This is a genomic window from Streptomyces bobili (assembly GCF_002154575.1).
Classification (GTDB): Bacteria; Actinomycetota; Actinomycetes; order Streptomycetales; family Streptomycetaceae; genus Streptomyces; species Streptomyces bobili.
Genome location: NZ_MUBA01000636.1, coordinates 1 through 1,822, shown reverse-complemented (window position 1 = coordinate 1,822; position 1,822 = coordinate 1). Strand labels below are relative to the sequence as shown.

Annotated in this window: 2 protein-coding genes; both read left to right on the top strand. The window is 70.1% G+C overall.

Annotated features, from left to right (window positions below; all coding sequences use genetic code 11):
• The coding region (locus BZL64_RS40425) for a hypothetical protein (RefSeq protein ID WP_425276106.1) at nucleotides 1-332 on the top strand (332 nt) is incomplete at its 5' end.
• A gap of 378 nt (nucleotides 333-710) precedes the next feature.
• Nucleotides 711-1,822, top strand: a 1,112-nt coding sequence (locus BZL64_RS35240; protein WP_107430412.1) for a helix-turn-helix domain-containing protein, incomplete at its 3' end; no start/stop codon positions are given.

Here is a 1,822-nt window from a genome sequence, read left to right as displayed (position 1 = left end):
CATCCCGCCCGACCCCCGAGGCCCACGCAGGCGACGACAGGACGACGGAGCTGATCCGCTGGGCGGCCTTCAGCTGTGTCCTCGTCCCGGTGGTTCTCCTCTGGTACGGCACCTCGCTGGCCGGAACCACCGGCACCGCCGTCGGGCTGGCCGCCGTCACCGCCGTCTGCCGGCTACTGCTGCGCCGCTCCGAGCGGTGCGCGGCCCGGCTCCTCGACGAGGAACCCCCACCCCACCTGCCGCACGTGCCACTTGGAGGACACCGGCAGCGCCCCGGAACGGGGTCGCACCGTGGCGGTCGTCACCATGACCGAAGTACACCGGTCGGTTGACCGGTTTTCACGCACACGCCCGTATCTTTTCAGCCAACTTCCGGATACCGCGCATCCCTTGCCGCAACCACCCCCCTTCCCCCGTTCGACCTGCATGGAAAGGCCCTCGGGGGGGCTGCGCACCCTACGTGGATTGGCCACTGCGACGAGGCGCACTTCCCCGCACGGCCCACGAGTGCAACGCTTCGTGATCGAATGCTTCACGCCAAGTTGCCATGTCGACAATGTGCCGGGTGACGAACTGGCCACTCCGGCATCTCGCGACACAGTAGATTTCGATCTTGACTGTCTACGGCGGGGGACTCGTGCAGGACCGAGGGGAAACGTGCAGGAGCGACACAACCGAGGAGCCGCGACCACCGAGGGGGGCTTAGCAGGATGAGCCACGACTCCACTGCCGCGCCGGAAGCCGCGGCCCGGAAACTTTCCGGGCGACGCCGCAAGGAGATCGTCGCGGTGCTGCTGTTCAGCGGCGGCCCCATCTTCGAGAGTTCCATTCCGCTGTCGGTGTTCGGGATTGACCGCCAGGACGCCGGCGTGCCTCGCTACCGACTGTTGGTATGCGCAGGCGAGGACGGCCCGCTGCGGACCACAGGGGGCCTGGAACTCACCGCGCCACATGGCCTGGAGGCGATATCGAGGGCAGGAACGGTCGTCGTACCGGCCTGGCGCTCGATCACCTCCCCGCCACCGGCGGACGCGCTCGACGCACTGCGCCGAGCGCACGAAGAGGGCGCCCGCATCGTGGGCCTGTGCACCGGCGCGTTCGTGCTGGCCGCCGCAGGTCTGCTGGACGGCCGGCCGGCCACGACACACTGGATGTACGCACCGACGCTGGCCAAGCGCTATCCGTCGGTGCACGTCGATCCACGCGAGCTGTTCGTCGACGACGGCGATGTGCTGACGTCGGCCGGGACAGCGGCTGGAATCGATCTCTGTCTGCACATCGTGCGGACGGACCACGGGAACGAGGCGGCCGGCGCGCTCGCCCGCCGACTCGTGGTCCCGCCGCGCCGGACAGGCGGCCAGGAGCGCTATCTCGACCGGTCTTTACCGGAGGAGATCGGCGCCGACCCCCTCGCGGAGGTCGTCGCCTGGGCGCTGGAGCATCTCCACGAACAGTTCGACGTGGAGACGCTGGCCGCTCGCGCGTACATGAGCCGGCGGACGTTCGACCGTCGCTTCCGGTCACTGACCGGCAGCGCGCCCCTGCAATGGCTGATCACCCAGCGGGTGCTTCAGGCGCAGCGGCTGCTGGAGACGTCGGACTACTCCGTCGACGAGGTCGCCGGCCGGTGCGGATTCCGCTCGCCGGTCGCGCTGCGCGGGGACTTCCGGCGGCAGCTCGGGTCTTCACCGGCCGCCTACCGGGCGGCCTACCGGGCGCGACGGCCACAGAGCGAACGGATGCCTCCGGCGGAGAGTGACACGGCTGCCGCCCTCGGGGCGGGGGGAGCGGGCGGGGGATCCACCGCCCTGCACTCCGAAGC